This is a genomic window from Terriglobales bacterium (assembly GCA_035457425.1).
In the GTDB taxonomy this organism is placed as follows: domain Bacteria; phylum Acidobacteriota; class Terriglobia; order Terriglobales; family Acidobacteriaceae; genus JACPNR01.
Genome location: DATIBR010000186.1, coordinates 19,619 through 27,419, shown reverse-complemented (window position 1 = coordinate 27,419; position 7,801 = coordinate 19,619). Strand labels below are relative to the sequence as shown.

The window sequence follows — 7,801 nt, the reverse complement described above, 5'->3', positions numbered from 1 at the left end:
CGCATCTTCCGCGGCGCGCTCGCCTTCAACCTCGCGCTCACGCTGTTCTGGATCTTCACCGCGCTCACCCACGGCAGCTACTTCTTCAAGGATTACCGCGTCGACCGCGAGGCGCTGATGCGGGTCGGCTTCGGCGTCCTGTGGTTCAACGTGATCTGGGGATTCATCTGGTACGGGGTGAAGCGCGCGCTGTTGCGCTACTCGGTCGGATTCTCGAAGGAAGAGGTGCGCGCGGCGTTCTCGTCGCGCATGAAGCGCGACCAGCCGTTCGAGGTGGCCGAATACACGGCGCGCCACTCCGAGCGCCGCATCCGCATCGCCGACATGGTGGGTCGGCGCGGCCGGTTCATCACCATCGGCGCGGCATTCTTTTACTACCTTTACGTGCAGCTCGGCGTGGATCCCAAGCCCAGCTTCGCGACCGCCTTCCTCGCCGACAACCTGTTCGACGCCGTGGCGAACGGATGGATCTTCCTCGCCTTCTACTACAGCAACAGCTTCCTGGGCGCGGCGTTCTACGGGCCGCAGTCGCGCGTGATGGATGGCGTGCTGGCGCGCGCCAATTGCCTGCTCATCACCACGCTGTGGGCGGGGTTCAAGTTCATCATGCTGCCGCTCGGGACCAGGCTGGCGGCGGTCTATCCGCCGCGCGCCTTCGCCGCCGTGTTCGCCATGATCTGGGGGTCGTACATGGCGTGCGACGCGATGTCGGAGGTGGGCGGCGCGCTGTTCGGCAAGCAGAAGATCAAGGTCTCGGGCGTGGGCGACGTGAACCGCAAGTCCATCGCCGGGACCGTGACCGGCTTTGCGGCGTCGCTGGCGCTGTGCCTCGCGGTCGTGCTGGGGAATCACTTCCCCGCGCCGTGGATCGGCCTTGCCGTCGTGATCTCGATCTCGAACACGCTGCTCGAGCTCTACTCCCCGCGCGGCACCGACGACATCGTGATGGCCACCGCCAACGGGCTTCTGTGCTGGGCGTTCGGCGCGTGGCTGCTGTAGCGCCTCAGTAGCCGGCGGCCTGCGCGTTGCCGCGCGGGTCGGGCGCGCCCAGCAGTTCGCCCGTCTTGGGATCGACCATGATGGCTTCGGCCTCGTCCACGTGGAAGCGCGGTGCGAGCTTGTGGCCGCGCGCCGCGAGCAGCCCGAGCGTGTCCGGCGACCAGCCGAAGTCTTCCACCATGATCTGGTCTGGCATCCACTGGTGGTGGAACTGCGGTGCGGCCACGGCCTGCTGCACGTCGAGCCCGAAATCGATCACGCCCATGATGACGTTCCCCACGCCGGAGATGATCCTCGGGCCGCCGCGGGCGCCCAGCACCAGGAACGGCTTGCCGTCTTTCAGCACGATGGTCGGCGCCATGGCCGAGAGCGGCCGCTTCCCCGGCTGGATGGCGTTGCCTTCTCCCTGGAGCAGGCCGAACAGGTTCGGCTTGCCGGGCGCGGAGGTGAAGTCGTCCATCTCGTTGTTGAGCAGGAAGCCGAGGCCTTCCACCGTGACGCGCGACCCGAAGGAATCGTTGAGCGTGGTGGTGACCGCGACCGCGTTGCCCGCGGCGTCGACGATGGAGTAGTGCGTGGTGTGCTCGGGCTCGCGTACCGGGCCGGGGCGCAGTCGCGCGCTGACGTCCAGACCCTGGAACTGCGGGCGCCGCAGCTCGCTGCTCGGCGTGGCGCGGTGCGGGTCGATGCTCTCGCGCCAGGCCTCGGCGTACCTCTTGTCGATCAGCTGTGCGACCGGCACGGTGGTGAAGTCGGGGTCGCCCAGCAGCTCCGCGCGGTCGAAGAAGGCGCGCCGATACGCTTCCGCCGTGAGATGGATCGCGTCGGCGCCGCGGCCGAGCCGCTTCAGGTCGAAGCCCTCCATGATGTTGAGCGTCTCGATCAGCGTGATGCCGCCCGAGGAGGGCGGCGGCGCCGCCAGGATCTCGTAGCCGCGGTAGTAGCCCCGGATCGGCCGGCGCTCTTTCACTTCGTACTCCGCGAGGTCTTTCGCCGTGATGAGCCCGCCGTTCTTTTGCATGAACGCGGCCAACTGGCGCGCCATCCGGCCTTTGTAAAACTCCATCGGGTTTTGGGCGAGACGCGCGAGCGTGCGCGCCAGCTCGGGCTGGCGCAGGATCTCGCCGCCGCGGCATGCCGCTCCGTTGCGCAGGAAGATCCGTTTCGTCGCCGGGAAGTCGGCGAGGTCTGTGTAATCCGGGTCGAGCAGCTCCTCGCAGTCTTCGTAAGAGAGCGCGAAGCCTTCGCGCGCCAGGCGGATCGCCGGCGCCAGCAGCGTCGCCCACTTCAGCTTTCCCCACTTCTTGTGCGCGTAGTACATGCCGGCCACCGAACCGGGCACCGCCACCGCTTTGTATCCGACCAGGCTGGCCTTGGGGATGATGTTGCCGCCGGCGTCGACGTACATGTTGCGCGTGGCGGCAGCCGGCGCCTTTTCGCGGTAGTCGACGAAGTGCGCGTCGCCCGCGGCGAAGCGGACGAGCAGGAAGCCGCCGCCGCCGATGTTCCCCGCCTGCGGGTGGACCACCGCGAGCGCGAATCCGGTGGCGACCGCGGCGTCGACGGCGTTGCCGCCGCGCTTCATCGCGTCCGCGCCCGCCTTCGACGCCAGTTCGTGCCCGCTCACGACCATCGCGTGCCGCGCGTGCTTGGGCCGCAGCGGGGCCTGGGCTTGGGCGACGGAGGCAAGAACGAGTAGGCCCGCAGCAATCAACCGAAGTTTTCTCAAGTCGTCTTCCTTGCCTTCAGGCGCGGGCGCTTGCGAATCTCGGTCCAATACTCTTCGCGGACGTCATCATCGATCTCGATGGGAATGTTGGTCCGGTAAAGTTGATCGGCTCCGTCTCGCCTGGGTCCAGATATCCAATACTCCTCGCCAGAATTGATCTCGACGTAGTTCGATTTAAAGCCCGCACCCTTCAGACTCTGGAACTCCTTCTCCTTATAGCGAATCGTCTTGCCGGTCTTGGAGAACACAACACGGCCGATTCGGGCAGGACCTGTTAGCCCCTCAGCCTTCGATTCGATGTACATGATTCGGGTCTTGTGTCCCATAAGAACGCCCGGGGAAGCGAAGATTTTCGCACTTTCTTGTGTTCTGCGTCATATAACCAGCAGGTCCCTCTCACTCATAGGACGGATGCCTGATGGAACCGGCGGAGCTCCGAATCCAACTCGAAGCGCTGCACGCCGAGAGTTTCGGGTGGGCGCTCGCCTGTTCCGATCCTTGGCTGGCCGAGAGCGTGCTGCAGCGCAGCTATCTCAAGGTGCTGGAAGGGCGGGCGCGCTACGACGCGCGCTCGAGCTTCAAGACGTGGTTCTTCGGCGTGGTGCGCAACACCGCGCGCGAGGAGCGCCGGCGGGCGCTCTGGCGGAAGCTGCGATTGCTTCCGCCGGAAGCGGCAGAAGCGATAGCGCGGCCGGGTTCGGCGGAAGTGGACCTGGTCGAAGCGGAGCAGCGGGAAGCTTTCCGCCGGCTGCTGGCGCGGCTGCCGCGACGCCAGTGCGAGGCGCTGCACCTGGTCTTCTACCAGGAGCTCACGCTGGAAGAAGCGGCGCAGGCGATGGGCATCGGGCTGGGTTCGGCGCGCACGCACTACGAGCGCGGCAAGAAGAGGCTGCGGGAGATGCTGGAGCAGGAGCAGGTCGAGTATGACGCGAGACGAGCAAGAGCTTAAGGCGCTGTTCCAGGCGGAGCGGACGGCGGACGCGCACTCGGCACCGGCCTTCGCCCGCGTGCTCGCTCGTCCGGCGCCGGCCGACTACAGCTACCTGCGCGCCCTCGCGCTCGTCGCGGCCATCGTGCTGGTCGCGGTGCTGGCGAGCAGCAACATCTTGAAGCGGAAAGTAGGCACCGGCGACTCGCCGGTGCCGCCAACCGTATCAGTAGCTCAGGTAGGCACCGGCGACTCGCCGGTGCCGGGGCCGGCGGGGTCGCCGGCACCTACCACGCGCAAGCCGCCGGCCAAGGCGAAGCCCGTGACACTTTCCACCTGGAAGTCGCCCACGGCCGCGCTGCTCGACACCCCGGGCGACGACCTCTGGACCACCGTCCCGAAGATCGGCGCCAGCAAGTACGAGACCCCAAAATCTACCGAGTGAGAGGAAACGCAATGAAACGTCTCTGTGTCCTGTTCCTGATGTTCTGTCTCGCGGGCTTCGCGATCGCGCAGAATCCCGAGGGCGGCGCGCCGCCGCCGTCGCAACCGCGGTCGGCCGCGCCGGGCGGCCCCGGCGGCCCGCACGGCGGCATGATGAAGATGCGGCATCCCGGCGGCGACGACCCGCTCGCCGGCCTCATGTTCCCGCCGGAGCTCATCCTGCGCCACGCCGAGATGCTCAATCTCACCGCGGACCAGAAGGCCGCCATCCGCAACGAGATCAAGACCTCGCAGCCCAAGTTCACCGACCTGCAATTCCAACTCCAGGACCAGATGCAGGCGCTGCACAAGCAGCTCACCGCCGACAAGACCGACGAGAAGGCCGCCATGGCCGCGCTCGACCAGGTGCTCGACACCGAGCGCCAGATCAAGCGCCTGCACGTGGGCATGATCGTCCGCATCAAGAACCTGCTCACCAGGGAGCAGGTGGACAAGCTCCACCAGATGCACGACCAGATGCCGATGAAGCGCCGCGGACCGGAGGGCGGCGGGCCGGGCGGACCGGGCATGCCTGGCGATGACGGCGGTGAGCCGCCGGAGCAATAAGCAATAAGCGGTAAGCAATAAGCCAAAGCAGAGAACGCGAGAGCCTGGCCGAATCGCCAGGCTCTCTTTGTTTTCGCTTATCGCTTACTGCTGATCGCTTATTGCTGCTTCATTTCGCTTCCTGCAGCGTGACCTTCACGTCCATCTTCTGCTTGCCGCGATAGATGGTGACGGTCACGGTGTCGCCGGCGCGGTGGCGGTTCATGGCGCGCGCCAGGTCCATCTGGTCCACGATCTCGTCGCCGTCGATGGCCACGATGAGGTCCCCGCCCAGCATGATGGGGATGTTCCGCAGGTACGCCCGCTCGCTTCCGCCGCGCAGTCCCGCCTTCTCTCCCGAGCTGCCCGGGATGACCTGCACGATGAGCACGCCGTGGTCCGAGGGCAGGCCGAGCTCCTCCGCCAGCTCCGGCCCGATGGGGATGGTGCGCACGCCGAGCGTCGGCCGCTTCACGCGCCCGACCGTGACCAGGTCGTTGAGCACCGCCTTCGCCGCGTTGATGGGGATGGCGAAGCCCACCCCCGAGCTCTGCCCGACCTGCGACAGGATCATGGTGTTGATGCCGATGACCTCGCCGCGCGAGTTCAGCAGCGGCCCGCCGGAGTTGCCGGGGTTGATGGCCGCGTCGGTCTGGATGGCTTCGTCGATGAACGAGTTCTGGCCGCGCACCGGCCGGATGGAGCTGATGATGCCGTGCGTGAACGTCCCGCCCAGGCCGAACGGGTTGCCGATGGCGTAGACGCGCTGCCCGACTTGCAGCCCCTTCGAGTCGCCGAGTGTCGCCGGGTGCAGCTCGCGCGCCGTGATGCGGATGACCGCCAGGTCGTTCGCCGGGTCCACGCCCACGATCGCGGCGGTGTACTTCTTGCGGTTCGAGAGCGTGACCTCGACGCGCCGCGCGTCCTGGATCACGTGGTAGTTGGTCAGGATGTGCCCGGCATTGTCGATGAGGAAGCCGGAGCCCTGGCCTTCCTGCGGCACCGCGCCGTAGAAGAAGTCGAACGCCACGGCGACCGAGGTGATGTTGACGACCGACGGCAACACCTTCTTGTAGAGGTTGATGTCGGCCTGCTCTTCGGCGCTGAAAGTCTGCGGCGCCGCGGCCTCGGTGATCTCGACGTGGTCGGGCCGGCTGAGCCGGCTGAGGATGTCGCTGGCCGGCGCCCCCGGGCGGTGCGTGGTGAAGTAGTAGAAGCTGCCGGCGAGGACGCTGGCGAGGATGGCGATCCGTATGACGGTCATGCGCTTCATGGGTTTTGTATTACATCCCGAGCGTAGCGAGGGAGCCCTGCCTCACGACGATGCTTGGTTCGAACAGGGTTCCCTCGCTGCCCTCGGGATGTCCTTTGACGACCCTGGTTGCAAAGACGTCATAGCACCCCGCGGGTCAACCGGAGCGCGTGAGTTCTTCGTAAATCTTTGTAACCTGCGCCCGCGTCTCGGCCTCCGAGCCGGAGTTGTCGATCGCCAGCGACGCGCGCCGCGCCTTCTCCGCGTCCGGCAGCTGCGAGGCGCTGCGGCGCTCGAGTTCCTTGCGCGCCGCGGCTTCGTCCAGCTCCGGATGCCGCGCGCGGAAGCGCGCCAGCTTCTTCTCCGCCGCGCACGTCACGGCGATGGTCTGCGCGAACTTCCCTTCCGACTTCGCCTCGAACAGCAGCGGAACCTCGATGAGCGCGAGCTTCGTCTCGGGCGCGGAGTCTTCCAGGCCGCGCATCCACGCCACCTGGTAATCGATGACGGCGGGGTGCACGATGCTCTCCAGCTTCTTGCGGCGCTCGGGGCCCTGGAAGGCGGCGTCGGCGAGTTTGCGGCGGTCGATGCGCCCGCCGGAGTCGAGGATCCCGCGCCCGAACTCGCTGACGACTTGCGCATGCACCGGCTCGCCCGGCTCGTAGAGCTGGTGCACGATCTCGTCGGCGCTCAGGGTGGCGACGTGCGGCAGCTCGGCGAACATGCGGAGCACCGTCGACTTCCCGCACGCGATGCCGCCCGTGATCGCCGCGTGGATCATTTCTTCCAGGGACGCCGCAACGCTTCGCGCTCACCCATGTTCATCATCCTCACTGCGCCATCGCCGGCGCGCGCTGCCCGCGGCGCAGGTTCATCGCCTTCACCGTGTTGGCCATGAGCATGGCGATGGTCAGCGGCCCCACGCCACCCGGCACCGGCGTGAGCGCCCCCGCCACCTCGGCGACCTCGGGGTGCACGTCGCCCACCAGCGTGGAGCCCTTGGCGGCGAAATCGGCTTCGCGCCTGGCGTTGCCCGCGAAGAACCTCTGGAACTCGGCCGCATCGGTGACGCGGTTGATCCCGACGTCGATCACGGTCGCGCCCGGCTTCACGAATTCCTTCGTGATCATTCCCGCCTTGCCGATGGCGGCGACCAGGATGTCGGCAGTGCGGCACACGCCCGGCAGGTCGCGCGTCTTCGAGTGGCAGATGGTGACGGTGGCGTTGGCGTTGGTGAGCAGCATCGCGACCGGCTTGCCCACGATGTCGCTGCGCCCCACCACCACCGCGTTCGCGCCCTGCACCGCGATCCCCGAGCGCTGCAGGATCTCCATCACTCCCGCGGGCGTGCACGGCACCAGCCCCGGCCGCTGGGTCGAGAGGTACCCGACATTCATCGGGTGGAAGCCGTCGACGTCTTTTTCCGGCAGCACCTCGAGCAGGACCTTCTTGGCGTCGACCTGCTTGGGCAGCGGGAGCTGCACGAGGATGCCGTCGATCTCGTCGCGCGCGTTGAGCTCGCGCACGATGGCGAGCATCTCGGCGGTCGAGAGCGTCTCCGGTGGCGTGATCTTCTCCGAGTAGATGCCGAGCTGCTCGCACGCCTTGATCTTGTTGCGGACGTAGATCTCGCTGGCGGGGTCGTGGCCCACCAGCACCGCGGCCAGCCCGGGACGCAAGCCGGTCTCGGCCAGCTTGCGCACTTCCTGTCCGACTTCGTCCTTGATCTGCGCGGCCAGCTTGTTGCCGTCGAGGATGGTGGCGGGCATCCGCACCTCGGGACTCTGGGATGACGCTATCTTACAAGTCCCCAGCGCACAGTCCACAGTCCACCGTGGCACGGCCGGCTCCTGTGGACTCTGGA

9 protein-coding genes are annotated in these 7,801 nt (G+C 67.1%); 4 read left to right on the top strand and 5 right to left on the bottom strand.

The window, feature by feature from the left end:
* Positions 1–999: hypothetical protein (locus VLA96_14825; protein HSE50478.1), on the top strand; the 999-nt coding region annotated here is incomplete at its 5' end.
* A 4-nt stretch (positions 1,000–1,003) separates the two neighbouring features.
* On the opposite strand, the gene ggt is transcribed toward VLA96_14825, so the two are convergent.
* Positions 1,004–2,728: a gamma-glutamyltransferase gene (ggt, locus tag VLA96_14820; GenBank protein ID HSE50477.1), complete on the bottom strand. Its 1,725-nt coding sequence runs from the start codon at positions 2,726–2,728 to the stop codon at positions 1,004–1,006.
* Positions 2,725–3,033, bottom strand: a complete 309-nt coding sequence (locus VLA96_14815) for a hypothetical protein (protein HSE50476.1) — start codon at positions 3,031–3,033, stop codon at positions 2,725–2,727. The genes ggt and VLA96_14815 overlap by 4 nt, the downstream gene beginning before the upstream one ends.
* A 113-nt stretch (positions 3,034–3,146) precedes the next feature.
* Between VLA96_14815 and VLA96_14810 the strand changes: the two genes are divergently transcribed.
* Genes VLA96_14810 through VLA96_14800 form a run of 3 tightly spaced genes read left to right on the top strand, consistent with a single transcriptional unit; the run spans position 3,147 to position 4,706 of the window.
* Entirely contained in the window at positions 3,147–3,677 is a 531-nt protein-coding gene (locus VLA96_14810) for a sigma-70 family RNA polymerase sigma factor (GenBank protein ID HSE50475.1), read from the top strand.
* Complete coding sequence (locus tag VLA96_14805; GenBank protein HSE50474.1) at positions 3,652–4,101, top strand: hypothetical protein; 450 nt, start codon at positions 3,652–3,654, stop codon at positions 4,099–4,101. The genes VLA96_14810 and VLA96_14805 overlap by 26 nt, the downstream gene beginning before the upstream one ends.
* An 11-nt stretch (positions 4,102–4,112) precedes the next feature.
* Complete coding sequence (locus tag VLA96_14800) at positions 4,113–4,706, top strand: hypothetical protein (GenBank protein ID HSE50473.1); 594 nt, start codon at positions 4,113–4,115, stop codon at positions 4,704–4,706.
* A gap of 109 nt (positions 4,707–4,815) precedes the next feature.
* Here VLA96_14800 and VLA96_14795 read toward each other — a convergent pair whose 3' ends face one another.
* From VLA96_14795 to folD, 3 genes are all read right to left on the bottom strand, one after another.
* Entirely contained in the window at positions 4,816–5,958 is a 1,143-nt protein-coding gene (locus VLA96_14795) for a trypsin-like peptidase domain-containing protein (GenBank protein HSE50472.1), read from the bottom strand.
* Between the two features lie 136 nt (positions 5,959–6,094).
* Positions 6,095–6,718 (bottom strand): dephospho-CoA kinase, encoded by a 624-nt coding sequence (coaE, locus tag VLA96_14790; protein HSE50471.1) that lies wholly within the window; start codon positions 6,716–6,718, stop codon positions 6,095–6,097.
* A gap of 49 nt (positions 6,719–6,767) precedes the next feature.
* Complete coding sequence (gene folD, locus VLA96_14785) at positions 6,768–7,706, bottom strand: bifunctional methylenetetrahydrofolate dehydrogenase/methenyltetrahydrofolate cyclohydrolase FolD (protein ID HSE50470.1); 939 nt, start codon at positions 7,704–7,706, stop codon at positions 6,768–6,770.
* Positions 7,707–7,801 lie beyond the last annotated feature (95 nt).